General features: G+C 61.2%; 23 protein-coding genes. 14 read left to right on the top strand and 9 right to left on the bottom strand.

All coding sequences use genetic code 11. The annotated features are described in order from the left end of the window. Positions 1 to 334 precede the first annotated feature (334 nt). Positions 335 to 1,852, bottom strand: coding sequence for a tyrosine-protein kinase domain-containing protein (locus QRN45_RS04910; protein ID WP_443627208.1), 1,518 nt, complete (start codon positions 1,850 to 1,852; stop codon positions 335 to 337). A gap of 328 nt (positions 1,853 to 2,180) precedes the next feature. On the opposite strand from QRN45_RS04910, the gene QRN45_RS04915 reads away from it, so the two are divergent. Next, entirely contained in the window at positions 2,181 to 3,203 is a 1,023-nt protein-coding gene (locus tag QRN45_RS04915; protein ID WP_241706835.1) for a glycosyltransferase, read from the top strand. A 50-nt stretch (positions 3,204 to 3,253) separates the two neighbouring features. Further along, positions 3,254 to 4,084 carry a glycosyltransferase gene (locus QRN45_RS04920; RefSeq protein ID WP_241706837.1) on the top strand — a complete coding sequence of 277 codons (831 nt, stop codon included), beginning with the start codon at positions 3,254 to 3,256 and terminating at the stop codon, positions 4,082 to 4,084. 371 nt (positions 4,085 to 4,455) lie between these two features. Here QRN45_RS04920 and QRN45_RS04925 read toward each other — a convergent pair whose 3' ends face one another. Beyond that, complete coding sequence (locus QRN45_RS04925; protein ID WP_078107783.1) at positions 4,456 to 4,920, bottom strand: Lrp/AsnC family transcriptional regulator; 465 nt, start codon at positions 4,918 to 4,920, stop codon at positions 4,456 to 4,458. 171 nt (positions 4,921 to 5,091) lie between these two features. Between QRN45_RS04925 and pdhA the strand changes: the two genes are divergently transcribed. From pdhA to QRN45_RS04945, 4 genes are all read left to right on the top strand, one after another. Continuing rightward, positions 5,092 to 6,324, top strand: coding sequence for a pyruvate dehydrogenase (acetyl-transferring) E1 component subunit alpha (gene pdhA, locus QRN45_RS04930; RefSeq protein ID WP_241706839.1), 1,233 nt, complete (start codon positions 5,092 to 5,094; stop codon positions 6,322 to 6,324). Further along, positions 6,321 to 7,448: an alpha-ketoacid dehydrogenase subunit beta gene (locus QRN45_RS04935; RefSeq protein WP_241706841.1), complete on the top strand. Its 1,128-nt coding sequence runs from the start codon at positions 6,321 to 6,323 to the stop codon at positions 7,446 to 7,448. Before pdhA ends, QRN45_RS04935 begins: the two co-directional genes overlap by 4 nt. A gap of 2 nt (positions 7,449 to 7,450) precedes the next feature. After that, positions 7,451 to 8,893, top strand: a complete 1,443-nt coding sequence (locus QRN45_RS04940; RefSeq protein ID WP_241706843.1) for a dihydrolipoamide acetyltransferase family protein — start codon at positions 7,451 to 7,453, stop codon at positions 8,891 to 8,893. Positions 8,894 to 8,995: 102 nt separating this feature from the next. Further along, positions 8,996 to 9,133 carry a hypothetical protein gene (locus QRN45_RS04945; RefSeq protein ID WP_241706845.1) on the top strand — a complete coding sequence of 46 codons (138 nt, stop codon included), beginning with the start codon at positions 8,996 to 8,998 and terminating at the stop codon, positions 9,131 to 9,133. A 3-nt stretch (positions 9,134 to 9,136) separates the two neighbouring features. Here QRN45_RS04945 and QRN45_RS04950 read toward each other — a convergent pair whose 3' ends face one another. The 5 genes from QRN45_RS04950 to QRN45_RS04970 all read right to left on the bottom strand — a co-directional run bounded on the left by QRN45_RS04950 (position 9,137) and on the right by QRN45_RS04970 (position 14,290). After that, positions 9,137 to 9,742 (bottom strand): YdcF family protein, encoded by a 606-nt coding sequence (locus QRN45_RS04950; protein ID WP_241706863.1) that lies wholly within the window; start codon positions 9,740 to 9,742, stop codon positions 9,137 to 9,139. Between the two features lie 89 nt (positions 9,743 to 9,831). Beyond that, a complete protein-coding gene (locus QRN45_RS04955) occupies positions 9,832 to 11,589 on the bottom strand; it encodes a sensor histidine kinase (protein WP_241706873.1) in 1,758 nt (585 codons plus the stop codon). Further along, the gene (locus QRN45_RS04960) at positions 11,586 to 12,245 is read right to left on the bottom strand and encodes a response regulator transcription factor (protein WP_241706876.1); all 660 of its coding nucleotides are present in this window, start codon (positions 12,243 to 12,245) and stop codon (positions 11,586 to 11,588) included. Before QRN45_RS04960 ends, QRN45_RS04955 begins: the two co-directional genes overlap by 4 nt. A 758-nt stretch (positions 12,246 to 13,003) precedes the next feature. After that, positions 13,004 to 13,234, bottom strand: a complete 231-nt coding sequence (locus tag QRN45_RS04965; RefSeq protein WP_241706878.1) for a hypothetical protein — start codon at positions 13,232 to 13,234, stop codon at positions 13,004 to 13,006. A 12-nt stretch (positions 13,235 to 13,246) separates the two neighbouring features. After that, positions 13,247 to 14,290: a hypothetical protein gene (locus QRN45_RS04970; protein WP_241706879.1), complete on the bottom strand. Its 1,044-nt coding sequence runs from the start codon at positions 14,288 to 14,290 to the stop codon at positions 13,247 to 13,249. A gap of 474 nt (positions 14,291 to 14,764) precedes the next feature. Here QRN45_RS04970 and QRN45_RS04975 point away from each other — a divergent pair, with 474 nt between their 5' ends. The 7 genes from QRN45_RS04975 (at position 14,765) to QRN45_RS05005 (ending at position 22,538) form a co-directional block, all read left to right on the top strand. After that, positions 14,765 to 15,340 (top strand): NADPH-dependent F420 reductase, encoded by a 576-nt coding sequence (locus QRN45_RS04975; protein WP_241706881.1) that lies wholly within the window; start codon positions 14,765 to 14,767, stop codon positions 15,338 to 15,340. A gap of 465 nt (positions 15,341 to 15,805) precedes the next feature. After that, positions 15,806 to 16,780: a glycoside hydrolase family protein gene (locus tag QRN45_RS04980; protein ID WP_284762543.1), complete on the top strand. Its 975-nt coding sequence runs from the start codon at positions 15,806 to 15,808 to the stop codon at positions 16,778 to 16,780. 44 nt (positions 16,781 to 16,824) lie between these two features. Beyond that, positions 16,825 to 17,934, top strand: a complete 1,110-nt coding sequence (locus QRN45_RS04985; RefSeq protein ID WP_241706906.1) for a serine hydrolase domain-containing protein — start codon at positions 16,825 to 16,827, stop codon at positions 17,932 to 17,934. Between the two features lie 145 nt (positions 17,935 to 18,079). Beyond that, positions 18,080 to 19,450, top strand: coding sequence for an ABC transporter substrate-binding protein (locus QRN45_RS04990; RefSeq protein WP_241706907.1), 1,371 nt, complete (start codon positions 18,080 to 18,082; stop codon positions 19,448 to 19,450). A gap of 58 nt (positions 19,451 to 19,508) precedes the next feature. Further along, positions 19,509 to 20,474, top strand: a complete 966-nt coding sequence (locus QRN45_RS04995) for a carbohydrate ABC transporter permease (protein ID WP_241706948.1) — start codon at positions 19,509 to 19,511, stop codon at positions 20,472 to 20,474. Beyond that, positions 20,471 to 21,328: a carbohydrate ABC transporter permease gene (locus QRN45_RS05000; RefSeq protein ID WP_241706953.1), complete on the top strand. Its 858-nt coding sequence runs from the start codon at positions 20,471 to 20,473 to the stop codon at positions 21,326 to 21,328. The genes QRN45_RS04995 and QRN45_RS05000 overlap by 4 nt, the downstream gene beginning before the upstream one ends. Positions 21,329 to 21,371: 43 nt before the next feature. Beyond that, positions 21,372 to 22,538 carry a serine hydrolase domain-containing protein gene (locus QRN45_RS05005; protein ID WP_241706971.1) on the top strand — a complete coding sequence of 389 codons (1,167 nt, stop codon included), beginning with the start codon at positions 21,372 to 21,374 and terminating at the stop codon, positions 22,536 to 22,538. Here QRN45_RS05005 and QRN45_RS05010 read toward each other — a convergent pair. After that, positions 22,535 to 23,554, bottom strand: coding sequence for a LacI family DNA-binding transcriptional regulator (locus QRN45_RS05010; protein ID WP_241706972.1), 1,020 nt, complete (start codon positions 23,552 to 23,554; stop codon positions 22,535 to 22,537). The two genes, QRN45_RS05005 and QRN45_RS05010, sit on opposite strands and share 4 nt — an antisense overlap. Before the next feature lie 118 nt (positions 23,555 to 23,672). Further along, positions 23,673 to 25,178 carry an FAD-dependent oxidoreductase gene (locus QRN45_RS05015; RefSeq protein WP_241706973.1) on the bottom strand — a complete coding sequence of 502 codons (1,506 nt, stop codon included), beginning with the start codon at positions 25,176 to 25,178 and terminating at the stop codon, positions 23,673 to 23,675. Between the two features lie 201 nt (positions 25,179 to 25,379). On the opposite strand from QRN45_RS05015, the gene QRN45_RS05020 reads away from it, so the two are divergent. Continuing rightward, positions 25,380 to 26,024, top strand: coding sequence for a TetR/AcrR family transcriptional regulator (locus QRN45_RS05020; RefSeq protein ID WP_241706974.1), 645 nt, complete (start codon positions 25,380 to 25,382; stop codon positions 26,022 to 26,024). Positions 26,025 to 26,034: the final 10 nt, after the last annotated feature.

Genomic DNA, 26,034 nt, shown 5'->3' on the forward strand with positions numbered 1-26,034 from the left:
CAGTCCGAGGGGGTGACGGCCGCATTCCTACCGGCAGGCCGGCGCCGAAAACGCCCGAGAGCGAAGACTGCTTCGGCTCGCATTTTTCCGCGCGACTCGCGGCCAAATGCCCCCACAGAGGGGACACCCGTCGTCGCGAGTGTTCTCGTCAGCATGGACCGAACGTGATCGCTCGTTGGCTGGGTTTGTGACATGCCGTCACTTCGTCGCACGGTTAGCAGTCGAACGGTTCGACCGAGCAGACCGGGGGGCACCGTCAAGCATCGACTAACTGCTGCATATGTAGGGCAGTCCCAGAGAGACTGCTGCTTTCTCCCTAGGGCCGTGGCGGATGTTATCCGCGCCTCAACCGGTCTGACGGGAAATGGGAGGCCGGCCTCGACTCCTCAGTGACATCAGGATCACCTGAATCCAAGACCCATTGGTTGAGCGACTCCGGTCGTTCGCGCGATTCGACACGGAAGGATCCTTGCTTCGGTCGCTCAGTGTCGGCGTAGTACCCGTAGGCGTATGAATCCGGCCCCTTCGCCGGGAGGCGGTTCAGCACTACACCTAGGATTTTCGCATCTACCAAGCGAAGCGCGGCAAGTGACTTCTCAAGATCGTGTTGACGAATCTTTTGAACGCTGGCTACCACGACTACTCCGCCAACGTGCTGGGAAAGAACAGCGGCATCAGTCACGGGGAGGAGAGGAGGCGCGTCGATAATCACAGAATCAAACGACTGTTCAAGCCTGGAGATCAAATTCTGCATTTCGCCGGATCCCAGAAGTTCGCTCGGGTTTGGTGGGATCCTTCCTGATGTGAGAACGAAGAGGTTGTCTTCCCCCCAAGGCTGCATGAGGTCGGCGACATCCGCGTCCCCAACCAGAGCGGTCGTAAGGCCAGCGTTTCGATCGAGCCCGAGGTATTCATCGACCATAGGACGACGGAGGTCGGCGTCGACAAGGCATACGGTTTGCCCAGCCTGGGCGAGAGCTATTGCGAGGTTGGTTGCCGTGGTGCTTTTCCCCTCCCCAGGAAGCGAAGAAGTAACCAGAATGGTTTGTGCATGGCCAGCAACGTTGGCGAATTGAAGATTGGTTCTCAACTGGCGGAATGATTCGGCTCGCGGGCTTTGTGCCGGTGCTTGGGTCAGTAGCGGTTTTTTAGTCGCGTCTTGATCGAACGAGATTGCCCCTAGCAAAGAGGCCTCGGTCACTCGGCGGAGGTCGGCCTCGCCCCGGATCCTGTTATCGAGATGTGCACGCAGGATGGCGGAGCCGATACCGGCTGCCAGTCCAATCAAGAGACCGAGAACCAGGTTAAGCCGAGTGTTTGGAGCAGATGGCGCGGTTGGCGCCGTCGCCGGGCTGATGATAGAAAGGCTAACAGGCGACGATCCGCCGGTTTTTGGCCTCTCCAAGGAGTCGACGGCGGAAATAAGGCTCTTAGCCACAGCTTGGGCGATCGCTGCCGCTTGAACTGGAGAACTGTCAGAGACGTCGATGTCGATGAGCACGGTGTTCAGGTCAGTCTTGGCCTGTACCTGGTTGGCCAACTCCTCGGGCGAAATTGTCAACCCCAGAGCGTCGATAGCGGGCTGCAGCACGATCGGAGAGTCGACTGTTTTGACATACGACTGCACTCGCGCCTGACTGAACGTGTTGCCCTGCTGGAGTTCTTGAATTGATCCAGAGCTCTGTATTGCAACGAACAGTTGAGTCTTTGCCGTGTACGTCGGCCGGATGAGCACAGACGCGGCGCCGCCGACCAAGATACCAACAAGCGCTGAGGCGATGATCAAGATCCAGCTTCGGCGTGCGATGCGAAGGTAATCGCGTAGGTCCAAATTGAGGTCCCCCTGAGTCAATTGCTATGGCTGGCGCCCGCAGGCACGACCTAGGAAATGTGATGTGCGTGCTGTCACTCCAATAGTAACTGTCCTCATTGCCGACTCCGTCACGGTACAGCTCACGTTTCGGAAGCTATCCGAGACGGTCACACGGGCACCCGACTGTGAATTGCTGTCAGCGGCGCCAACCCGGGCTCAGACTAGTCTGATCAAGGACCACGTCGGTGGGGCAACGGTCGTTATGATTTGCTCTCGCGCCTCCTCCCCGGGCTGAGTAAGACTTTTTTGACGGTTCATGCGAAATGTTGGCCATAGCTCCTTGCTCGAGTACCCCTAGAATCGAGCCATGCGCATCTGCTGCCTGAATAACTACCCACTCGACAAAATGTGGAGAATGGCCGATCAAGGCCGTATACCGCGGCAACACGCATGGGGAGTGGATACTCTTTCGTCGGCGGGTCATGAGATGATTTTGGCGCCCTTCCAAGAACCGCACGAACGCGGTCTGCTGGCTAAGTTCTCTGGGAAAACCAGGTATGCTCTCGGCCAGCTGGATCAAGAAGCCTTCGCTCTTGGCACGGAAGCTGATATTTACTACTCGGCCGACCAGGGGAGCGCAAGAGCGCTTCCCTTTTTGAGAAGACGTCCAGTCATTTCGGTGATGCACCATTCCCTTCAACCTGGCGCATTGAGCAACATAAGTACCAAACTGCATGCTGGTTTCATCTGTCTCTCGGAGCATGTCCGCTCGTGTCTTCCGATGCGTGTCAGGCGCAGGTCGATCACGCTCCCATGGGGACCGGAACTCAACAGTTCCCTTTATGAGTCCAAAGACGAATCGCTTGGCATCGTAAGCGCGGGTAAGTCGAATCGGGACCTTGCGACGCTTGTTCAGGGATTAGCCCGATCCGGCGACGCGGCGGTCGTTTACGATCCTGCGGAACTTATCTCGGACCCACCTTCCAACGTTCATCTGGTGCGGCCGGGCCTTTCTGAAGAAGATCCTGCCTCGCCCGGAGTGTACTTAGCGAGAAAGGTCATCGGTGACATCGCCAGGGCAAGCGTTGTGGCCGTTCCGGCCCTGTTGCCGAATCGATTGACCGGTTTGACGGAAATAAATGATGCGCTGGCGTTAGGGAAACCTATGATCGTGACACGTTCCCGTTTCCTCCCCCTCGCTATAGAAAGGTCTGGCGCCGCCATTTTTGTGGATCCCGGTGACATCGATGGCTGGGTTTCAGCCTTGAATCTCCTAAGGGACGAAGGACTACGGAGGGAAATGGGACAGCGCGGACGCGAATTTGCCGAGAAGAGCTGGAACTATTCTCTTTGGGGGGAAGGGCTGAGAACCTTCATAGAAGAGATTTAGGGAGACGCGATTTTGGTCTGTAACATTCGACATAAAGGGTGCGGGATATCATGACTGACTTCGATCATTTCTTGTTGACCCGTTTCAATGCCCGACAGGGCCCTGCGCGGGCCGGTGACGGATGGCTGCGTCATCGACTAGAACTTTTTGAAGACCTCTGTCTGCCCTCTGTGAGGGCGCAGTCAAGCGATTCCTTCAGGTGGCTAGTGTTTTTCGACTCTGAACGCGATCAATGGTTCCAGCGTGAAGTCGACAGGCTTTCCGAAGGTGCGTTTGAGCCGATTTGGGTGGATGGCGCGCTCACCACGGACCTAATTTCTGATGAGGTTCAGGGAAGATCATCCTCCCCGTGGCTAATCACCACCCGTGTGGACAACGATGATGCTGTTGCCAAGGATTTTATTGAACGTATTCAGCATGAGTTTGCTCGTCAGGATTTTGAATTCATCAACTTCAACTCCGGCCTTCAGCTCGCAGAGGACGGAGCCGTGTTCAGGTGGACGGACCTATCGGGTCCGTTCATATCGCTTATCGAGAAAAGATCGGTAGACGGCGCGCCCAGAACAGTCCATATTGACGGGCATGACAAGCTGACAAACTATGGGAACATTCGAGGCCTCGATCCGCATCCCATGTGGCTCCAAATGATTCACGGAAAGAACCTTGCAAACGAGGTTCGTGGAATCCGGACATCGCCGAGGCAACTCTTGGAGCACTTTGTTGTACACCGGACTGCGACTCCGATTTCAATGGTCTCACTTCGAACTGCGCAGCTAAGAAACATTGTCAAACTAGTCGCTCGTGTTCTAAGACACCCTCGCTTCATGCGTCGAGCGGTGTCTATTTTACGGAGCCGAATCCTTGGACAGTGGAGGGAGTGATTATTTTGCCATGTCAGCCAACGTACCGACATGGACGGCCGCCCTTTCGCGGAAGGCGTTGGGCCGATGAATGTTTTGGTGGTATCGATCTAGTCGGCAACGGAGAGAAGTGGCTCAATTTCTAATGTCTGAAAAGGCTCTGATCACGACTGCTGCGATTGTCACGGGTACGTTTGTGACGGTAATGCTCGTCTTCGTATACGTTGCATTTCCGGCTCTGCAAGAAACTGCCCCAGCATGGGGCAGTTTGGGGATTCTGCTCGGCCTGTTATCGATGGCAATCATCACGCAACGGTCCGGCACTGCTCGGCGTTCGTTGTGATTGCCTGAAAGGGGAAGTCCTAGGTCGTGTGTTGAGGCTGGATACAGTCCTACCTCGTATCCAAGTCCTCGAACACCAAAAACGTCTGCGTGTCCTGCACCCCTGGCATTGACTGCAGTCTGTCGAAAATGACCCTGCGTAGGTGAATATTGTCGGTGGCGCGGACCAGCAGGATGACGTCGAAATCTCCACCCACCAGTGCGATGTGCTGTACCTCCGGAATGAGCCGAAGCTCTTCACGAAGCTCGCGCCAGGAGTGCTGTTGCACTTTGAGCGTGACGTAGGCCGATGACTTCAAGCCGGCCTTGATGGGGTCCACCAGCGCGGTGAACTTTGTGAGCACGCCTTCGCCCGTCAGCCGGGAAATTCTTGAGTACGCGTGCGCCCGGCTGATGTGGACGTTTTCCGCCACCTGGGTAACCGACATGCGGCCGTCCCGCGTCAGCTCGGCAATGATGTCCCTGTCCACTTGGTCGAGAGGAACCTCTGCCTGATCCGCTTCGACCTCGGCCATTGCATCTCCAATTCGTCCACAGCGTGGGCCCGTTACCCAGCTCACATTTGCAATCCGTCTTCCAGACTAAGGGTTTCAGGCAAGCTTTTCCACGATTCTGCCCAGAGCTGGATACGAAACTTCTCCAGGGAACATACTGGTGACAAATAGTGGATACAGAAGGACGGACCAATGACGATCTCCGCGGACCATGAGGCCCAGGGTCTGGCTGACGCTCGGCCGGACGATACCGAAGCCAACGACCAGGCTTCCGAAGTGCGGCGCAAGTTCGGAATCAGCGTGGAAGACTACATGCTGCCTGCACGCCATCAGATCCAGATGGTCAATCCTTCTGGTGTGCTCAAGCCCGAAGCTGAGCAGGGTACGGAGCCCGGTCACGAATATCCCATCCCTGGCGACGCTGAACTCATGGCTGCTTACGAACAACTCGTCGTCGGGCGCCGCGTGAATGGCCAGAACTCCGCCCTCGTCCGGCAGGGCCGCATGGCCGTTTACCCCTCCAGCCACGGCCAGGAGGCGTGCCAGGTAGCCGCCGCCCTGTGCCTCCGCGAAGGCGACTGGCTCTTCCCTACCTACCGTGATGCCGTAGCAGTCATGTCCAAGGGCGTCGACCCTGTGGAGACCATGACCATCTTCCGCGGCGACTGGCACGGCGGCTACGACCCCACCAAGCACAAGGTGGGCATCCAGTGCACGCCTTTGACCACCCAGCTGCTCCACGCTGTCGGCGTTGCGCATGCCGCCAAACTGCGCGGTGAGGACACCGTGGTGTTGGCGATGTGCGGCGACGGTGCCACGAGCGAAGGCGACTTCCACGAGGCCCTCAACTTCGCTGCCGTCTTCCACCTGCCTGTCATCTTCTTCGTACAGAACAACAAGTACGCTATCTCGGTACCCCTGAGCCAGCAGTCCGTGGCGCCGTCGCTGGCGCACAAGGCCGTCGGTTATGGCATGGCCGGTGAGCGCGTTGACGGCAACGACCTCGTCGCTTTGCTCGCCGTGCTGGACCGGGCAGTGAAACTCGCTCGCGATGGCTCCGGTCCCCTCCTCATCGAGGCCCACACCTACCGCATGCAGGCCCACACCAACGCCGACGACGCCACCCGCTACCGAGAGGACAGCGAAGTTGCCGAATGGACCGCCAAGGACCCCATTACCCGCATGACGGCGTACCTCACCGACCGCGGACTCCTCGACGACGACGGTTCCACCCGGATCGCGGCAAAGGCCGAAGCCGTTGCATCCCAGCTCCGCGAAGGCCTGGGGGAGGACGTCCCGGTAGACCCACAGAATCTCTTCCGCTACGTCTTCTCCACACCCACCCCGCAACTCAAAGAGCAGTCCGCCCTGCTCGCCGATGAACTCGCCCGTGAGGCATCCAGCCAGAAGGAGGCAGGCAAATGAGCCCCGCCGTTACCACATCCTCTGAGGCAACCGAGCGCGCAGCAACAGGCGATGTCAGCTCCGCCACCGCCAGTGCGGCCGCAAGTGCAGCAGCCGTAGCCGAAGCCTCCGGTCCCCAGACCATCACCATGGCCAAAGCGCTCAACACCGCGATGGCGGACGCCATGGAAGCCGACTCTTCCGTCCTTGTATTCGGTGAAGACGTTGGCCGCCTGGGCGGCGTCTTCCGGATCACGGACGGCCTCATGGCCACCTTCGGAGAACAGCGCTGCTTCGACACCCCTCTGGCCGAGTCAGGCATTGTGGGCATGGCCGTAGGTATGGCCATGAACGGAATGCGTCCCGTGATCGAGATGCAGTTCGACGCCTTCGCTTACCCGGCCTTCGAACAGATCGTCAGCCACGTCGCCAAGATGCATAACCGGACCAAGGGCGCCGTCAAGCTGCCCATGGTCATCCGTGTCCCTTACGCGGGAGGGATCGGCGGCGTGGAGCACCACTGCGACTCCTCCGAGTCCTACTACGCCCACACCGCAGGCCTGAAGGTCTACACGCCGGCGACCGTCGCGGACGGCTACCGTATGCTCCGCGAGGCCATCGATTCCGACGATCCGGTCATGTTCATGGAACCCAAGAAGCTTTACTGGTCCAAAGACCAAGTGGACCTGGGCGCACTCCGGGCCGAACATGCCGCGAACGCTGAGACAGGTTCCAGCAGTGAGGGGCGCGCCGCCGTCGCGCGTCCCGGCACTGATGCAACGCTCATTGCCTACGGCCCCTCGGTCCCGACGGCGCTCGCCGCCGCGGCTGCAGCCGCTGAGGAAGGCCGCTCCCTCGAGGTGATCGATGTCCGCTCGATCGTGCCTTTCGACGACGAAACCGTCTGCGCGTCGGTGCGCAAGACCGGGCGCGCTGTGGTGATCGCCGAGGCCCACGGATTCGCCTCCGTGTCCTCCGAAATCGTGGCCCGCGTGCAGGAACGCTGCTTCCACTACCTGGCCGCGCCGATCCGCCGGGTGACCGGCTTCGACGTCCCGTACCCGGCTCCGAAGCTGGAACACTACTACTTGCCAAGCGTCGACCGCATCCTCGACGCCGTTGACGACCTTCAATGGGAGAACTGACCATGAGCGCAGAAATGCAGGTGTTCCTGCTTCCGGACCTCGGGGAGGGCCTTACCGAGGCTGAACTCGTCAACTGGCTTGTGGCCGTGGGCGACGAGATCCGCGTCGACCAGCCGATCGCCGAGGTGGAGACCGCCAAGTCCATGGTGGAGGTGCCCTCGCCGTACGCGGGCATCGTCGCCGTGCTGCACGGCGAAGCCGGCCAGACACTCGACGTCGGCAAGCCGCTGATCTCAGTCGCTCCTGTTGGTGCTTCGATTGCGGCTGCACCAGAGGCTGAGCCCGAGCCTGTGGAAGAAAAGGTCTCCGAGCCATCCGCGGTCGCCGCAGCTGCCGAAACCTACCGCACCGAAGAGAAGGCCGGATCCGGGAACGTCCTCATTGGCTACGGAACATCCGGAGGTGGCGAGGCCCGCCGCACCAGGCCGCGGAAGGTTTCTGCCGGTTCTGCCATTCCGGTGAGCCCGGAGCCAGACTTTGCCGAACTCTCTTTGTCCCGTACGCGGATTCCGGGGAAGCTCTCTGCAGTGATTTCCCCCTTGGTGCGGAAGATGGCCAGAGACCATGGTGTCTCGTTGGACGCCGTGCCTGGCTCGGGGGAGAGCGGGCTCATCCTGCGTCGCGACATTGAGGCTGCCATCGGAGGGGCCACGCGCGAGACCATGCCGGTAGAGGTGCCCGCCGTTGTCCAGTCCTCTACCGGAGACCAGGATTCGCGTACCGGCCTGACGGTGGCTTCGCGCACTCCGGTCCGCGGGATACGGAAGGCCGTAGCCGCGAACATGACCCGCAGCCGCGCCGAGATCCCCGAAGCAACTGTCTGGGTCGACGTGGACGCCACTGCGCTCCTGGAGATGCGTGCCGAACTCAAGAAGCGTGATCCGCACGGCGCTCCTGGGCTGCTCGCGTTCATCGCTCGTTTTGTCACAGCTGGGCTAAAAAAATTCCCGGAGCTGAACACCCGGTTTGTCACAGCAGAGGATACGGCCGGCGGCGAAATGCAGGAGATCATCGCGTTCGACGGCATCAACCTTGGCTTCGCGGCGCAGACGGACCGGGGCCTCGTGGTTCCGGCGGTCCGCAATGCCCACTTGTTGAACGCCCGGGAACTCGATGCTGAGATCCGCCGTCTCACCGCCGTCGCCCGTGAGGGAAAGGCAACGCCGACGGAGTTGGCTAGCGGCACCTTCACTTTGAACAATTACGGCGTGTTCGGCGTGGACGGTTCTGCAGCGATCATCAACTACCCCGAAGTAGCGATGCTTGGCGTAGGCCGCATCATCGACAAGCCTTGGGTAGTGGAGGGGCAACTTGCCGTCCGGAAGGTCACCGAGCTGACGCTTGCGTTCGATCACCGGGTTTGCGATGGGGAAACGGCTGCTGGGTTCCTGAGGTATGTTGCGGACGCGATCGAGAACCCGGGGACAGTGCTGGCGGATTTGTAGTCCGATACCTTCAATAATCTCAAGCTCGAATTCAAAAGCGACTGGAAGAACAGGTACTCATCACTCTTAATTCGACTCTTTGGACGCCTCTAGCCTGACACCATGAACAATGGGGGATACCGTTCGGGATGGCGACGCAAGCGGGCGCGGAGGACTCGCCAGGAGCTGTTTGTCTATCTAGGGCTGGTGACGTTCTTCGTTATCGCCGCCGTGGTGTCGGCTATCGCGCTCACTCATTGACCTTCAGCAACTCGGGTGGATCGCAACTTTCACGAATGCCGCTGTTTGGTAGAGGTACTGGTAGGCCCACGAATCGGTGGGGTTGATCAAAGAAATTACCGGCAAACTCCGTCGGTCAGCGACCATCTGCAGGTCACCTGTGTAGCAGCGGGAGACGATCACGCGGGCCCTAGTTACGTGGAACTGGGCCGTCAGGACGTTGGCGCTTTTCCAGCCATACTGGACAGACAGATTTTTAAGCGCCCGCGCTTCGCCTTGGGTAGTGAATGGATCGGGGTTGAAACAGATAATTCGGTACGAGCGGTGATCACCACATATGCCGGCCTCGAATCGGCCGTGTTGATCCACCGGGCTTGAGACCGCAAGCGTGGGTGCATAGCCTTGCTGCATCAACTGTTCGGCATAAACCATGCGTTGATCTGGCGGCCCGAGCACGAACAGCACATCCGCGTGTTGCGGCTCATCAGACGGCGGAGCCACATAAAGAAAGATTCCGGCAACGGCCCAGACGATCGCCAAGGTTGCAACGACAGCAATCGACCGAAAGAACAAACGCTTCTTTCGGGTAGGCGGTGTGGCCTGTGTTTCGGGATCGCGGAGAAGGGTCATACCGTCCTCTTACCAAAGCGGGATGTGGGCGGCAGTGCTGCACTTGGGTCCAAGACTACTATCTGCCGGCACGGAGACCCATCGTTGACTCATGGAAGGCTGACACGGAGAACCACGTCGCCGCCATCCTGGCTCAGCGTTACCTCCTTGCACAGGGCCTGAAGCGTCGTCATTCCGAGGTTGGGGCGGATCCGGCCCCTGAGACGGCCAGGCGAACTGATGCTTATGTGAAGGGCCCCGTTGTCCGTTGACATTGTGACGCGGACATTGTTTCGTTCACCGTGGCGGATGGCGTTGGTGAAGCCTTCTGAGAGCACTTCGATGACTGCCTCAGCCCTGGCAGCGTCCTCGTCACATAAGGCCCACACACCAGGGTCGATGTCGCAGCACAGCTTCAGAACGCGCCCCCAGGTACTCAGCAGGTCCTGGATACTCGCTGCTCCGCGCACCGACTGCCCGGGCGACTCCTCCAGGATCTCACTTTCCGCAGCAGCTATGGCACACCGCAGGATGTCCCTCACCCGCGGCGGGGCAAGATCCTTTTCGTGATCGTTCCCTCCGGAAGCAGTCAATGCGAGGGCACTCGAAACCAGGTTTCCCTGAAGGTTGGTGTGCAGAATCCGGGCGACCCGCCGGCGGGTGTGGAGCAGCTTGTGGTGCGCGCGGTCGGCTAGCTTGAGTTGCTCGTTGAGCGAGCGTGCCAGCCTGACCTCATGCCGCCGTCGTTGGCTCTCGGCAGCTCGAAGAACCGCCACCGTGAGCGCAGTCAGCGGATAGGCCCAGATGGCGGACCAGTAGAAGTACGGGGCATAGCCGAATGCGTCCTGCAGCAGGCAGGTCACCGACGCTCCAATTGCGGCCGTGCCCGCGTAGCAGAGGGTCATGGCGGAGATTCGCCGCAGGGGACTGGTGATCCCCCGCACCGTCCGGGCCGTCGCGGCGTTTCCGGCGAGCAGAATGGCCCCGCCCACAACCCACTGAACCAGCAGGAAGAGAACGTCGTATTCGGTCAGCAGACGCACTGAGATGAGTGATTCGAAGAGCAGCACAGGCAATGCGAGCGGTGAAGCCTGGATCAAATCCGTGAGTCGCTCGGTGCGTTCTGCCCGGGAGGGCCGCTGCGGAGGGGCCGTGTCATGGGGCCAAGGTGAGTGGTCGTGGAAGAGCTGGTGGCTCATCGGGCGGACGACGTCATCGGAGATCGTCCGCAGCAGGCGTGAGGCCTCGGCTCTGTCGAGGCTTGTCATCATCCCGGCAGGGAGGGCCGCGTCAAGGCGTGAGGAGAGTTCGGTGACATAGTCGGATCGGATCGAGCGCAGACGGTTCTCATCGAATCCGAGCTGCGTCTCGATCGCTGCCCGCGCGGCGCGGAGCCGGCGTTCAAGCACGGCGTGCCCGCGGATGCAGTCCGTCAGAATAGCAATCGCCGAAAGGAAAACCAGGGCCATCCCGACGTTGATGAGGATGCGGGCCCAGAGATTTTCGCTGAGGTCCGCAATGTTCAGAACCTGCGCGGACCAGGCGACGAGGACCGGGCGGCAGGCGCCCAACAACGCGAAGGTGCCGAACGCCGTCGTGATCCTGCCCTTAAGGCTCGGGCGTGCCGTGATCAAAGGGCGGAGGAGTATCCCCAAAAGACCAAGCATGACGTGCGCAAGAAGCAGGATCGCGATGCCGGCACTTTCCCCCACCATCGTGGCCGATCCGGTCCCGGACAGCGTGTTCGATCCGGCGAACACGTTCATGACAGTCAGCGACAAGGGCAGGGTCAGAAGCCACGACCAGAGACTCAGGGCATTGTCACCGCCGATGCCCCGGGCCCAGAGTGCAGGGGAGCGGCCGCTCATTTGTCGCTATCGGCAGGGTCCGGCCACCCGAACGTGCGCGCATACAGCGTCGCTGCGGCAACACGCGGGTTCACGCCCGGAATTCGGTTCAAGCCGAGCGCCTCGAACGTGCGCGAAACGGCCTTCTCCACGGATCGCATGCTGCTTCCCCGTTGTTTCGCGATTTCAGCGTTGGACCAGCCCTCCGCAATCATGCGCAGGATATCCAGCTGTACACGCGTCAACGCGCCGATCCGCGCTGCGTCCGCCGACAAAGTGGGAGTCACGGTGACCGGAAGCTCCACCAAGGTTGAATTCACGGCATTGATGAGGCCGTCCACGGAGTCAAGGGACGACTTGTTGACGAAAGTCGATCCCGCCGGCAACTCGGAAAAGGCAGCCTCCGACGGATAGTTGGTGAGGAAAACGATCGCGCACCCCGGCGAGAGCGACCTCACCACATGCGCCAGTTCGACGCCGTTGGGCCGGGTTCCCAGATCGATGTCCGTCACAAGAACATCGGGATCGACGGCGGCAAACATGGAGATCGCCTCGGACGCGGACGCGCAGTCATGGACGTCGAATTCCGCGCCCCTCAAGGCCTCGGCGACCAGCCCGCGCATGAATGGTTGATCTTCGACAACCAGCACCCGCCGAACCCACCCCACAGCCCCCATGGTTGAAGGCTATCCGAGCACGCCCTTCGATTCACCGGCAGCAGCCAGTTGTTACAACTCAGGATGGATTACGACGGCGGCGCGCTCGCGGTCCGCTTCGCGACGCCGCCTGCCGGAGTGCTTGCCCCAGGCGACGGTCTCAGTGGCGGAGGGCGATCGTGACAACGACGCCCGTGGCGACAGCCAGAATCGCCAATCCAACGTAGGACAGTCTCCGCTGAAACCTTCTCCGACGCTCACGCCGTTCATCCCTGGCCAGATATCCCGTTCTGTAGTTCCCCATGCCGCGAGGATATCGCCGCTGAATCTGCGCTCGCCTGCCGGGGTTCGGGTATTGCGACCGGGTTGGCTGCCGCCTACCCGTCCTTCCCATCGTTGTTGAGAAGGTCCGGGATATGGTTTCGAAGTATGTGTGCTGCGATGCCCAGAGCTACGAGTGATGCGCTCAGTAGGGCAAGCCAGACGCGCACGACTGAACCGATGAAGCCTGTCAGCCATAGCCCGACGCCCGCGCCGGCCCCGCCTTGGAGGGGAAAAGAAGCGAACGTAAGTTTGTGGCCAACGTTTCGAAGAGCATTCCGCCCGTGCAGACAATGACGCCAACAATGAGCAGCCGGTTTCTTACCTGGGTAAAAAATATGTGGTGTTTGCGATTGAAGTTCCGATTCATTTTTAGTCCCCGCCTGACCTAAGGAGCGCCCCACCCTGCGGTGGGACGCTCCCCTCCGCGCCATGATTGGGCATCGTCGATCGAGGGACTAGGAAGGCGGCTCCCGGTAGGCGTGCACCATCGGGTCGGTGCGCTCGAGCTCGGCTGCGAGTGCACGTGCGGCCTTCTTCCTCCTGTGAAGAACTGCTTCATTGACCACGTACAACACCAGAACCACCGATGGTAAGAGGATTCGAAGCCACAGGTCCCAATTGGTCATAAAAAGGATCGCCAGGGAAACCATAAAGATCGGCGGATGCGCGTAGCTGTACCATTTCACGATTGCCTTCTCTCAGAAGCCGCAGTCTCGCCCAGGCATATCCCGTAGCGGAGAGGACGGGTTGGAAAGATTAATGCCATAGCACTTTGTGGCAACAAGGTTGGCACCCCTAAACGTGCCATTGATGATAGCGATCACAGACGCAACACCACCCACGCCGATCACGGTACAAATCTGGCTCACGACTTTTGCGATCCACCCGGTCAGCTTGCTGAATGTGCAGCCTGCCCACGTTCCGCCGACGAAAACCGTGGCCGTGAGGCCCGCTAGTACCTGCAACTCGGCGCCGCTGATCGCGAGGACTGGCCACGGTACCCACTGAATGCTCGGATCGGCCGTTATGGGAAATGCGTTCGAGGAATTGAAGTCAATGCGCTGAACTAAGGTACCGTCCTCAATCCTGAATGTCGTTGGCACCGGTTTGCCGTCGGCGTCGAATGCCCACGGGGAGACGAATGTGCCTGTAACTCTTCCCGCGGCGTCTCGAATGAGTACCGAACCGTCAGCTTCCACCTTCGCGGTGGATCCGGCCGAGAGAGCTAATGGGAATCGGTAATAGCGAGGTGCCTTGTCCGATTCGACTGTGATCAATGTTTGCGAGCCGTGTGGAATGCTGTAGGTGGTCGTTGTCGCGCCGGTCAGGGCGGTGGTCAAAAGTGGTGCGCCTTCGCCAATGAAGTGCCCGATCGGGACGCCCTTAAGCTGGGCAGGTTTCGTCTCTGACTTTTTGCCGGGAACGGTAATCCGTACCGAACCCGAGGGGGATTGCGTTTGGACAGTAGCACTTCCGGGGGCGTTCCCGTCCATCACATACACGCCGTCGTGCTTCTTGGCGTTTTCATGCAGTGGACTGGCGCTTCGCCCGGGCGACAGCCCCTGATCCCACGCGACAGACTGGACTCCAAGGCTGGTATCGGCCCGTATCGGCTGATCTACCCGTTCCTGTAGTGTCGTGCTTCTTTGAGCAGTACCTGCCTGTGCCGGTGCGGCAATAAGGATGGTCGCAATCAAAGACAGGCATGCGGTAGCTGAGGCAATAATATGTAGACGCTGCAAGGTAAACTCCTATTCATATAGGTGCCCCCCTGAGACTCACAGCTTGCAAGTAATCATACGGCGTTTTTGTCTTTGTTGAAAGAGAATTTCGTGCGAAATCCTACTACCTGAGTAATTAATTTGGCATTTGAAAAGGAGGATTAGCGTCGTCGACTGCGGGTGCGTTTTCTCGCCCTACGCCTGGCTGGTCATTCGCTGTTCCCAGGAAGGACACGGCAAGGACGCCTTCCGACGATCAGCGCGGGGGACTAGGATGCCGGAATGAGAGTTACGTTGCTCCGCGGGGAGGGCGATGGCGGCCCCGATTGCCCACATCAATTCGTTGGTCGCTGCGATGATTGCCTCGACGCCGAACGAAATTCACGTGGTGAATCGGGTGGCCACGAGCCGGTGTGCCCCAGCGAATAGTCGGCGGTGCTGCCTCCGGAAGGCGCCCGTCGTCGGTGCTTGCCGCGAAATGAATAGGTGGAATCCATGCGGATTACCGTGATTGGGCGGGGTCACGTCGGCGGCGCCCTCGCTCGACGCTGGACAGCCGCAGGCCACGACGCGGCTGCGCTCAGCCGTGACGGCGGTGATGCCACCGGCGCCGACGTCGTGGTGGTCGCCATCCCGGGAGACTCGATCGCCGTCGGGCTCGCCAACATTGCCGGCCTCGACGGCAACGTGACCATCGATGCCAGCAATGCCTTCGGCGATCGGCTGCCGGGCTACGACTCGATCGCCCATCAGGTCAAAGCGATGATCGGCGGCCCAACCGCAAAGGCCTTCAACACCAATTTCGCGTCGATCTATGAGGCGGTCGACGCCGAGCCAATGCCACCAGGAACCCTCTACGCGTCCGACGCCGATGCTCGCCAGGTGGCCGAGCAGCTCATCAGGGACGCAGGATTCGAGCCGATCCACCTCGGCGACTTGACGAAGGCTCCACTGCTGGAAAGCCTCATCGCCCTGACCTCAACGCTGGACAGGGGAGAACTCGGTCCATTCTTCTACCGCTTCAACCGCCCCGGCGAGCTGGCGGCACGATTGGGCCTCAACCCGCGCTGAGTTCCAGCCCGCCAACCCCTACTGCAGCTTGAACAAATTGTGCGTGGCCGGCCCCTCCAGCGGTTTGCCCGCGGCCGTGAAGCGCGAGCCGTGCAGATAGCCGTGGGTTTCACATGGAAGAGCCAGGTCACGACCGTGCCCTCGGCAGGGCTGGTTTGCTCCGTGATGGACGGCTTCTCCTTCAGGACTGCCTTGTCACCGTAGTTTTTGCCGGGTTGCAGGTTCCTCGTATCGCACCAGCCTTTCGACTTGACTGCGCGGCGCCACGGAACCAGCGCGACCTAGGTGCTCCGTGGAGCTTGACATCTTGCTGGTTGGACATGAATATGGTGCTAAATGGTTTTAGCCAAGGAATTAAACCGCCTCTTCGGGCAACTCTTCGGATAAAGACAAGGACTCCTTCATGCTTTCGATTGCTCCCCGGCGCCGAGATTTCGATGCGACGCGCCAGCAGGTGTTCGCTCGATGACATTCGCAAAGAACGACCACTGGGTGTGGGATTTCTGGATCGCCGACGATGGCGAGGCTTACCATCTCTACTACCTGCAGGCCCCGAAATCGCTCGGCCACCCCGAGCTTCGACACCGCAACGCATCCATCGGCCATGCCACCTCCGCGGATCTGCATACTTGGCGGGACCACGGCACGGTTCTCGTCCACGGAGGACCGTCGGAACCGGATGCCTCGGCAACCTGGACGGGAAGTGTCGTACGTGGCGATGATGGGCTCTGGCGGATGTTCTACACCGGTTCGAGATTCCTACGTCCGGACGCCATCACTAATATCGAGACCATTTGCGTAGCGGTTTCTCGCGACCTGCACACCTGGCACAAGTCCGCTGACTTCGCCCTGAATGCTGATCCGCGAGGCTATGAAACCTTGGACGACAGCGTCTGGCACGAAGAAGCTTGGCGCGACCCCTGGGTATTTCAGAGCGCGTCGGGATCCTGGCATATGGTCATCACTGCCCGCGGCCGGAGTGGACCCGACGAGCGAAACCGGGGCGTTATCGGATACGCGCGTTCCGACGACCTTGAAAACTGGAGTGTGGGCACCGCGCTGACAGGAAGTGCCGGGTTCGCTCACCTCGAAGTTCCCCAGATTGTCGAGCTGTCCGGGAGCGACTGGCTGCTTTTTTCATGCGACGGGAGTCATCTCGCCGGGCCCCGGGCCGGGCTACCAGGCGGGATATGGCTCGCCCCTGCAGCCTCACCGCTCGGTCCCTTCGACCTCGACCAGGCCAGCCTTCTGGCAGACGAGCACCTCTACAGTGGTCGGATCGTGCATAACCGTTCAGGGCGTCCGGTTCTTCTTGCCTTCGAGAACCTTTCCGGTACGGGTGACTTCGTCGGGCGCATTTCCGATCCGCGCGATGTGGAATGGAATGGTCACGGTTTTGTGCTCGCCCCAGAGCTTCAAGAGCGGCAGGCCGTCAAGTGACGCATACGCAGACACAAGGAACCGTCGCACCTGGGTACGAGCCGGTGGCTGAAGCTTTCATCCGAGCATTCGACGGCCGTCCTACCATGGGTGCGGCCCTGGCTATCCTCGTCGGTGGAGAAACGGTGGTGGACCTCTGGGGTGGAGTTGCCGATGAAAGAACGGGATCTCTGTGGGAGCAAGACACCGCTACCGTGGTGTTTTCCTGCACCAAAGGACTCGTCTCGATTCTTGCCGCGCGGCTGGTCCAGGAAGGCCGGCTGCGCTACGACGCCCCCGTTCACCTCTACTGGCCCGAGTTCGCCACGGCGGGCAAGGGGAATGTCACGGTCGGAGAGCTCCTCGCCCACAGGGCCGGCCTGTCGGCTCCCCGTATTCCATTCACTACCGAGCAGATCCTCGACTGGGACTATGTGACCTCCCGGCTGGCCCTGCAGGACCCGCTCTGGGAACCGGGCACCGGCTATGCCTACCACGCGATCACGCACGGGTGGCTCGCCGGAGAGGTCATCCGCCGTGTCACATCCGAGTCAATCGGCGACCACTTCGGACGCGCAACCGCTCAGTGGACCGGGGACGCCTGGATCGGGCTACCCACCTCGGAAGCGCATCGAGTCGCGCACGTCCAAGTGAGTGAGAGCCAAGCGCAGGCCGGGCGCGCGCTTGCGGAGATGCCGGATGGATGGAATCTGCAGGCGATGACTCTCGGGGGTGCGCTGCCACCTGAGCTCGTCGGGGACGCCAGCGGTTTCAACGACTCGCGAGTGCGGGCAGCCCAGATTCCCGGAGCCGGAGGTGTGGCCACCGCACGTGCCCTCGCGTCTATTTGGTCTGCAACCGTCATTGAAACTGAAGGTGCCCGCATCCTTGACGATGCGACGCTTGAGCGTGCTCTCATGCCCATGAGCGAAGGCGCGCCGGTCTACCATGCGACCGGTCCGTGGCCGCGCTGGGGCGCGGGATTCCAGCTCGACTCCGCGGTCCGCAGCTACCTCAGCCCTCGAGGCTTCGGCCACGATGGCGCGGGCGGACAGGTAGCGTTCGCGGACCCTGATTCGGGCACCGGGTTTGCCTTCCTCACCAACTGGATGGAAGCCGGCGACGATCGCGCGACGCAGATTATTGACGCGCTCCGCACCGTCCAGCGGGACTGAGTTGGCCCCGCGAGATTCTTGCCAAGTCACACCCTGAAACAAAAAAGACCACTCTTGACAACCTGGGAGAGGTCCGAAACCATGGCTAAAACCATTTAGCAAATTTTTCAACCTTAGATCTCACACGACGAAGGAGTCACCAGCTATGACACTAAGTACCCTCCGCTCAACCCCGCATCCGCGGCGGCGAAGCATCGCAGCGGGCGGCCTGGCCGCCCTCGTCTCGGTCGCCTTGGCGGCTTGCGGCGCACCATCGGCCTCCGACTCGCCGTCGGCGGCATCGAACATTTCGGCAGGGTCCGGCACGGGCACCCTGAAGGTCTGGGCGCTGGATGGCCAGTCCGCGGAGAACACGGCGATCCAGAAGATCGTCTCCGACTTCGAATCCACCCACCCGGACATCAAAGTCAAGATGCAGTTCCTGCCAGCTGACTCTTTCGCAAAGGCCCTGCAGACCTCCAGCCCCGCTGACCTTCCCGATGTCCTGGAAGTCGACGGGCCGCAGATCGCCAACCTGGCCTACGGGCAGAAGATCGCTCCACTGTCGGACTACGTCTCAGCGGCCACCGTTCAGAACCAGACCGACGCCGTCAAAGGCCAGAACACCGTGGACGGAAAACTCTACGCCGTGAGCATGATGAACTCCGGTCTGGCAATGTGGGGCAACAAGAAGCTGCTCGACAAAGCCGGGGTGACGATGCCGAAGAGCGCGTCAGAGGCCTGGACTGCGGACGAATTCACCGAGGTCCTCAAGAAGCTCTCCGCCGTCGTGCCCAACGGCAAGCCTCTCGGTATCGCGGAGAACAACGGACTGAGCTCCGAATACGGCATTTACGGCTTCTCTCCGGTCCTGTGGTCTGCCGGCACACCGATGATAGCCAACGGCAAAGCTTCCGGTGCGCTTGATTCGGACACTGCGGTGAACGCCCTGAAGAAGTTCGCCTCGTGGAAACAGTTCACCAACCCCGACGGTGACGGCACGGCCTTTCAGTCCGGTCAGGTGGCGCTGAACTGGATGGGCAACTGGATGTACCCGGCCTATGCCAAGGCACTCGGGAACGACCTCGTCGTGGGCCCGCTGCCCAACTTCGGCAAGGGAGCAAAGACCGGTTCCGGAACGATCGCCTGGAGCCTCGGAGGGCACACGAAGAACGGCGCGGCAGCAGGCAAATTGCTTGACTTCCTCATGAGCGACCCCGTCGTTTCCACTTACACCGCTGCTAACGGGGCCCCGCCGGCGACGAAAACCACCGCAGCCTCCTCTCCGCTTTACGGAGCGGGCAAGCCCTTGGCTTTCTTGCGGGACCAACTCGACGCAGCTTGCCCCACAGAGGATCGGCTGTCCCAGCAGTGCGTTGCCGTATCGCGGCCCGTGACAGCGGGTTATCCGGTGGTGACGTCATCGTTCGGCAAGGCTCTTACCGCCATCTGGGGCGGGGCCGACGTGGCTGCAAGTCTCCAGGCAGCCGCACGGGCGATCGACCGCGATTTCGCGGACAACAACAACTACAAGTGATCGCTACCGTACGGGGTGGGCTTGCCTACCCCGTACGGTAACCGTCGAAGGCTAGGTTATGACTCTTCTTATTCGATCCCAGGCCAGGCGGACGGCGCCGCCCACCCAGCGGCGAAAGCGGCTCTCGTCCCATGCGATCATGGGCCCGGTGATGGCCGCCCCCGCGCTCATCCTTCTCGCCGTTTTCCTCGCCATCCCGTTCCTTGGCGCCATCGCGATGTCGTTCTACCGGCTTCAGCTCAATAGCACCCGGGCCCCACGATTCATTGGGCTGGAGCAATATTCAAGGCTCTTCACCGACCCTGATATCAGCGCGGCCTTCCTGCATTCGCTGGGTAACAACTTCACCTTCGCGGCCGTGGTGGTGCCTGTCCAGACGGCGCTCGCCCTGGGACTAGCGCTTCTGGTGAACGGCAAGCTCCGTGGCATGGCCGTGTTCCGCACAATGTTCTTCATGCCACTCGTTTTCCCGCTGGCCCTGGTTGCCGTCGTGTGGCGGCTCATTTTCGCACGGGATGACCACGGCCTGCTGAATTCCGCAATTTCGCTGTTCACGGGCGGTTCCGTCGGTCCGCACGATTGGCTTGGAAGCAGCGCAACTGCCATGGGGGCGATCATCGTGATGTCGATTTGGCAGAGCGTGAGCTTCCAGATGATCATCCTCCTCGGGGGACTGCAGGCTGTTCCCCATGACCTGTATGAGGCTGCCTCCCTGGACCGCGCTGGACGATGGAGTCAATTCCTGCACGTTACCGTGCCCGGAATTCGAAACACCCTCATCTTCGTGGCACTGCTGACCACGGTCTTCTCTTTCCGCCTCTTTGACCAGGTGTACCTTCTCGGCCAAAGCGGATCCGTTGATATCGAATCGACCCAGACAATGATGTACCAGGTCATCACTACCGGCTATGACCAGAACAACATCGGCCAAGGCGCAGCCATGGCCGTGGTCTTCCTCGTCATTGTCACCATCGTCGCCGTCATCCAACGCCGGCTCGTCCGTCAGGAAGGAAGCATCCGATGACCCGCGTCCGAAGCATCAAACGGTCCCGGCTGCTCTCGAGGACCGGACGCTATGCACTGCTCGTCTTCTTCGGCCTGATCTTCTTCGTTCCCGTGTACTACTTGTTGGTCGGAAGCCTCAGGCCTGGTGACAAAGTCCTGGGCGGCCTGAGCGCCTTGGTTCCATCGGACCTGTCGCTCGACAACTATGCCGGCGTGTTTAACCGGTTCTCCAACGACACCACGGGATATGTGTGGCAGTTCGCCGGGGTCTCCCTGGCGGTTACCGCCATTGTTGTACTCGGAGGTCTGCTAGTGAACTCACTCGCCGGCTACGCGCTGGCGCGCATGAAGTGGCGGGGACGCAACATCGTGCTCCTCCTGGTGACCATCATGACAATCATCCCGTTCGAGGCGGTGGCACTGCCTCTTTACTACATGCTCTCCGGCCAACGGAACACACTATACGTCCAGGCCCTGCCCTTCCTGGCCAATGCGTTCTCGATTTTCCTCTTCTACACGTACTTCCTCAGCATCCCCGTGGAGGTGGAAGAAGCGGCAACGATCGATGGGGCCGGACCGGTGCGGACCCTCTTCCAAGTGGTGGCCCCCATGAGCCTGCCAGCTTACGCGACGGTAGCCATTCTGACCTTCCTGGGCCAGTGGGGCCAATATCTTTGGCCAGTACTCATGATTACCGACACCAAACTCCGGCCCCTTCCGCTGGAGCTGAGCGTTTTCCAAAACGCACAGCCGCCGGAATGGGGACCGGTGCTAGCGTTCGGAGTCCTCTTTGTCTTGCCGGTGCTTGTTGTCTTCCTGATCTTCCAGAGATCCTTTGTCGCCAGCGTGGCAAGTTCCGGCGTGAAAGGTTGAGCGTCGCACCCCGATTCCACCGATTCCCCAGGAGAAGATGCACATGAATGAAGTAAATGGATTCGCGGCTGATGGCTTCGGCCCGGTCGCCGATGCCTACCGCACAAGCGTCGGCGACGGCGAAGGCGGGTCTGCGCTGAACATCAGGGTCGGCGGTAAGACGGTCGTCGACCTGTGGGCAGGCCTCGCCGACCGGCACGGGCGAAGTGCTTGGGCACGTAATACGCCGACGGTGATCTTCTCTTGCACGAAAGGCCTCGTCGCAATCCTTGCTGCCATGCTGGTTGGCCAAGGCCGGCTCGGGCTGGACAGGCCGGTTGCCGATTACTGGCCGGAGTTCGGGGCTGCCGGCAAGGAGGCGATCACAGTCCGGCAGCTCCTGAGCCACCGTGCCGGGCTTGCGGCGCCCCGGGAAGACATCAGCCTTGAGACCGCGCTCGACTGGCCGTCGATTGTGTCCGTCCTGGCCTCGCAGGAACCGCTGTGGAAGCCTGGAACGGCGTATGGCTACCACGCATTGACTTACGGCTGGTACGTAGGCGAGGTCATCCGCCGCATTACCGGTACCAGCGTGGGCTCGTTCCTGCAAAAGTCCGTCAGTGGTCCGTTGGGCGCCGACGCGTGGATCGGGATCCCGCCGTCGGTGGAGCCGCTGGTGGCCAGACTCAATGCGGGGGACAGCATCCGGAATGCGCCTGCGAGCGGCACCCGGCAACCGGATGAGGACGATCTCTACTGGGCCGGCCGGGCGATGACGCTGGGAACGGCTTTCCCGCCCGAGCTGGTGGTCGCAGGCGCAGGATTCGACTCGCCCGAGGTGCATCAGGCCGAGGTTCCGGGCGCAGGCGGAATCGCCACGGCCGCGGCACTCGCCACGATCTGGTCAGCTACAGTGGCTCCGACGGAGGGCGTGACCCTTGTGGAGAGCGATGTCGTCAACGACATGACCCAGGTCCAGAGCGAGGGAGAGCCTGTTTGGTGGCTTCCTGGCCCGTACCCCCGGTGGGGAACTGGGTTCATGCTCTCGTCTCCACGACGGGAGTTCCTCACGTCCTCTTCGTTTGGACACGACGGCGCGGGCGGTCAAGTCGCTTTCGCGGATCCCGTGCATAACGTCGGCTTCGGCTATGTCACGAACACCCTCGAAAACCAGGACGATCCCCGGGCGACATCCATCGTGCGCGCCTTGAGAAGAATCATGGAACCCTAATCAATGACGGATGAACGCTCAATCAATGGCATGGGCACCAGTCGCTCGCCTGGAGCCGCATCGTCGGATAGCAGCAAGCTGACCGCATGCCTGCCCATCTGTTCGTGGGGGAGGGCAACCGTAGTGAGGCCCGGACGCAGATATGAGGCCAGTTCGTCGTTATCGAACGACACAATCGAAATATCGTCCGGAATTCGAAGGCCCTTCTCCTGAATCGCCTGATAAGCGCCGAAGGCGAGCCGGTCGTTCATGCACAGCAGAGCGCGGATGCCCGGATGCCGACGCAGGATCTTCTTCGCCGCCACGTATCCGGTATCCGCGTCCCAGAGCCAGACTGATTCCCAGACGGCGACGTCGATTCCGTGTTCGGCGAGGGCATCCTTGACGCCGTCCACCCGCCGACTGACGGCGACCGAACGGAACAGGCCGTGCTCGGCCTCTTCGGAGTACCCGAGCACGGCCACCCCGTCGGTGAAGCCGTGACGGGCGAACACTTCAACAGCGGTTCTCCCCCCGGTGTACTCGTCGGACAATACGCTGACAGCGTGCCCCTGACTCGTGGCGTTCAAGAGAACTGAACGCGTCCCGGCCGGTAGTTCCGGAATGTACAGCTCGCGGGCCCGCATGGAGGCAAAGACGATTCCATCCACCTGCCTATCGAGTACGGCTTCGAGGGCCGAGGCTTCCAGTTTGGCTTCGCCTCCGGTCTCAAGGACGAGCATGACATGGTCGGCCGCTCCCGCCGCCGCGAGAGCACCTTCAATCAGGCCGCTTGCGAATCTGGTGGTGGCAACACGGTCCGAGATGAAACCAATGGTCCGTGTCTTCTGCGTCCTCAACCCTCTTGCCGCAACGTTGGGACGATAGTTCAGTTCGGCCGCGGCCGCGAGCACACGCTCGTGCGCATCCTGGGACAGCCGGGTATCCGGACGTCCGTTGAGGATCATCGAGGCGGCCGTGGTCGAAAGTCCGGCGAGCTTTGCAACATCTGCCAAAGTAACGCGTTTGGGCGCCATACACACTCCTTCAGGACCGCACGCGCCCCCGGGCAGGACTAGGTGCCCACTCAGTATATTTGCTAAATCCATTCATCTCGGGGTGCGGCTCCGAAGGCATCGCTTTTCCCGCCAATCCCTACTGCAGCTTGAACAAATTGTGCGTCGCCGGACCCTCCAGCAGCTTGCCCGCGGCCGAGAAGCGCGAGCCGTGGAGCGGGCAGTCCCAGGACTTCTCGGCGTCATTCCAGTGCAGGATCCCGCCCAAGTGCGCGCATTCTGCCGACACCCTGCACACCACGCCATCCACCGTGCAGATAGCGGCGGGTTTCCCATGGAAAAGTCCTGTGACGCCCGTGCCCTCGGCGGGGCTGGTCTCCTCCGTGATGGCCGGCTTCTTCTTCAAGGCCGCCTTGTCCCGGAAATTCTGCTGCTGTGTCTCTACGTTGAGCGAAATCGTCGACGCCGCCCCGCGGGCACCGGTGATCCGGTGGTGGATCGTGCGGGCCCACTCCGGCTTTTCGCCACGGATATCCGCAGTGATATCCAGCGCCGCCGCAACACCGTTTGTCATGCCCCACTTGTTGTAGCCGGTGCCGAAGAAGATCTTCCCGTGGCCCCGGGGAAGCCTGCCGAAGAACGGCATGAGATTGCCGGCCTGGTAGTCCTGGGCAGCCCACGTGTGCGTGACCTCGGCCCCCGGATAGTGCTGTTGGGCCCAACCGAGGAGCTCATTCACATGGACCTGCGTGGACGGCGCCCGGCCACCCGCATGACCGAACCCGCCCACCAAAAGCAACGACCCGCCGTCGGGCAGTGGATAGTCCCTCAGCGAGCGGGTGGGCGGCTCCGCGGAAAGGTACATTCCGGGAGGCGGGCTGATGCCGTCCGGCAGCCGCAACGCGGCGGCGTACGAACGATTGGGCCGCAGCTTCGCGAAGTACAGTCCGCGGTTCAGGATGGGTGTCCCGGTGGCGAGCACCACGTTGCGGGCGCGGACCTCGCCCTTCCTTGTGACCACCGTCAGGGGATCGCCGTTGCGGACGTTCATGACGCGGATACCCTCCACAATGCTGCCGCCGGCGGCCCGGACATCCGCAGCCAGCGCATCCAGGACGTCCATGGGGTTGAACTGGGCCTGCTTCGCAAGCCGCAAGGCGGCGTCGACGTCGAACGGCAGCCCGGTCTCGCGGGTGGACTTGACGTTGAGCCCGCACGCCCGGGAAGCGTTGGCTTCGGCGACGAGGTGTTCCGCGCCAGTGGGTGTAGTGGCGAAGGTGTAGGCATCCCGGTACTGGAAAGGCACACCCCGGCCCTCAAGGTAATCGAGCAGCCACTTCTGGCCCGCCCTGTTCGCGTCAACGTACGCGCGGACCACGTTCACCGAATACTGGTTCCGGAGCCTGGACAGCGTAGTGCCCTGCAAAAGGCTCAACTTGGCCGTGGTGTTGCCGGTGTTGACCGCCCCGATGTGCCGGGCCTCGAGGACCAGCACGCTGCTGCCGGTCCGTGCCAGCATGAGGGCCGTGGCCAGGCCCGTGATCCCGGCGCCGACCACGACGGCGTCGTAACTGTTCCCTGGCATGAATTCATCGGGGCCCGCAACTGCGGAAGCCTCGCGGGCGTCTAGCCACAGAGAAGTCATAGCGTCCCATGTCCCTTCAGCCGGCCGCGGCCCACACCGGAATTAGCGCGGCGGCGGCCCGGTAGTGCCAGAGAAGCAGAAGGCCGCAAGAGAAGCAAGAGGGGAGCCCCGACGTCGCGGGTTGCCTGTGCCGAGTCAACGAAAAATGGGGTCTGACAGACCGGTCTGTCTGGTTGCTCTGCGAGTACGATTGCTTTCACCATGAGTACGCCAGATGCCTCGGAAGCACCCGGTTCGTCTTCATTGCCAGCCGGACAAACGACCACCCGTGATGACGCGGTGGATCGTATCCTGGACGCCGCCTACGAACTCTTCTCCCGCCGCGGGATCCGCGCGGTGGGGGTCGATCAGCTCATCGAGCGTTCAGGAGTAGCGAAGGCCACCTTCTACCGCCACTTCCCCTCGAAGGACGATCTGGTGCTTGCCTTCCTGGCGCTTCGCGACCAGATCTGGACCGTGGACTTGATCATCTCCGACGCCCGGAACCGGGGAAACACCCCCGAGGAGCAGTTGCTCGCGATCTTCGACGTCTTCGGCGACTGGTTCCAGCGGGAGGATTTTGAGGCGTGCTCGTTCATCAACGTCCTGCTTGAAATGGGGCGTGAACATCCCCTGGGCAAAGCCAGCATCGGCTACCTTGCCAGGATCAGGGGGCACATCCAGGAGTTGGCAGAAGAAGCCGGACTGGAACGCACCGAGGAGTTCGCGCGCTCCTGGCACATCCTGATGAAGGGATCCATCATCTCGGCCACCGAAGGCGACGTCCTGGCGTCGAAGCGAGCCCAACAGATGGCCTCCTGGCTGATCGAACAGCACCGAGGCCCGGAGCGCCCGGTAACCGCCTGAGACGTCCCGA

It is taken from the genome of Arthrobacter sp. efr-133-R2A-63, assembly GCF_030209795.1.
Classification (GTDB): Bacteria; Actinomycetota; Actinomycetes; order Actinomycetales; family Micrococcaceae; genus Arthrobacter; species Arthrobacter bambusae_A.

What these genes read in the sequence shown, in the direction of transcription:
- QRN45_RS04915 (WP_241706835.1), top strand. Translation starts at nt 2,181, where the DNA reads ATGCGCATCTGCTGCCTGAATAACTACCCACTCGACAAAATGTGGAGA.
- QRN45_RS04920 (WP_241706837.1), top strand. Translation starts at nt 3,254, where the DNA reads ATGACTGACTTCGATCATTTCTTGTTGACCCGTTTCAATGCCCGACAG.
- QRN45_RS04925 (WP_078107783.1), bottom strand. Translation starts at nt 4,920, where the DNA reads ATGGCCGAGGTCGAAGCGGATCAGGCAGAGGTTCCTCTCGACCAAGTG.
- pdhA (WP_241706839.1), top strand. Translation starts at nt 5,092, where the DNA reads ATGACGATCTCCGCGGACCATGAGGCCCAGGGTCTGGCTGACGCTCGG.
- QRN45_RS04935 (WP_241706841.1), top strand. Translation starts at nt 6,321, where the DNA reads ATGAGCCCCGCCGTTACCACATCCTCTGAGGCAACCGAGCGCGCAGCA.
- QRN45_RS04940 (WP_241706843.1), top strand. Translation starts at nt 7,451, where the DNA reads ATGAGCGCAGAAATGCAGGTGTTCCTGCTTCCGGACCTCGGGGAGGGC.
- QRN45_RS04945 (WP_241706845.1), top strand. Translation starts at nt 8,996, where the DNA reads ATGAACAATGGGGGATACCGTTCGGGATGGCGACGCAAGCGGGCGCGG.
- QRN45_RS04950 (WP_241706863.1), bottom strand. Translation starts at nt 9,742, where the DNA reads ATGACCCTTCTCCGCGATCCCGAAACACAGGCCACACCGCCTACCCGA.
- QRN45_RS04955 (WP_241706873.1), bottom strand. Translation starts at nt 11,589, where the DNA reads ATGAGCGGCCGCTCCCCTGCACTCTGGGCCCGGGGCATCGGCGGTGAC.
- QRN45_RS04960 (WP_241706876.1), bottom strand. Translation starts at nt 12,245, where the DNA reads ATGGGGGCTGTGGGGTGGGTTCGGCGGGTGCTGGTTGTCGAAGATCAA.
- QRN45_RS04975 (WP_241706881.1), top strand. Translation starts at nt 14,765, where the DNA reads ATGCGGATTACCGTGATTGGGCGGGGTCACGTCGGCGGCGCCCTCGCT.
- QRN45_RS04980 (WP_284762543.1), top strand. Translation starts at nt 15,806, where the DNA reads ATGACATTCGCAAAGAACGACCACTGGGTGTGGGATTTCTGGATCGCC.
- QRN45_RS04990 (WP_241706907.1), top strand. Translation starts at nt 18,080, where the DNA reads ATGACACTAAGTACCCTCCGCTCAACCCCGCATCCGCGGCGGCGAAGC.
- QRN45_RS04995 (WP_241706948.1), top strand. Translation starts at nt 19,509, where the DNA reads ATGACTCTTCTTATTCGATCCCAGGCCAGGCGGACGGCGCCGCCCACC.
- QRN45_RS05000 (WP_241706953.1), top strand. Translation starts at nt 20,471, where the DNA reads ATGACCCGCGTCCGAAGCATCAAACGGTCCCGGCTGCTCTCGAGGACC.
- QRN45_RS05005 (WP_241706971.1), top strand. Translation starts at nt 21,372, where the DNA reads ATGAATGAAGTAAATGGATTCGCGGCTGATGGCTTCGGCCCGGTCGCC.
- QRN45_RS05010 (WP_241706972.1), bottom strand. Translation starts at nt 23,554, where the DNA reads ATGGCGCCCAAACGCGTTACTTTGGCAGATGTTGCAAAGCTCGCCGGA.
- QRN45_RS05015 (WP_241706973.1), bottom strand. Translation starts at nt 25,178, where the DNA reads ATGACTTCTCTGTGGCTAGACGCCCGCGAGGCTTCCGCAGTTGCGGGC.
- QRN45_RS05020 (WP_241706974.1), top strand. Translation starts at nt 25,380, where the DNA reads ATGAGTACGCCAGATGCCTCGGAAGCACCCGGTTCGTCTTCATTGCCA.